This is a genomic window from Flavobacterium sp. T50_26 (genome assembly GCF_057652995.1).
Genome location: NZ_JBYFCC010000070.1, coordinates 1 through 284 on the forward strand (window position 1 = coordinate 1; position 284 = coordinate 284).

The 284-nt window shown below is 33.8% G+C and carries 1 protein-coding gene; it reads right to left on the minus strand.

Annotated features, from left to right (window positions below; genetic code table 11):
* A partial coding sequence (locus AC23MC_RS16475) for a DUF4252 domain-containing protein (RefSeq protein WP_487570661.1) occupies nt 1-268 on the minus strand: 268 nt, incomplete at its 3' end.
* Nucleotides 269-284: the final 16 nt, after the last annotated feature.

A 284-nucleotide genomic window follows, 5' to 3' on the forward strand; every position in this document is an offset into this window, starting at 1 on the left:
CTTTTGCGTTTCCTTCAATGAACATAAATAATTCTTTTACAATTGAATCATTTGCTCCTGCACGCATGTAGATTTTCACATTTTTTCCGCCATCTGAAATTCGCATCAGCTCATCCATACCGGCAGTTTTTAAATATTTGTCGGCTGTAGAACGCATTTCTGCTGTTTGTTTTTGATTGGATGTGATGAAAAATTTTAGGTTATCCAACTTTTTAAGCAAATTCACATATTGTTTCGTTTCCTTATCGTTGGCTTTCACTTTGCTCATCATTTCAAACATTTTT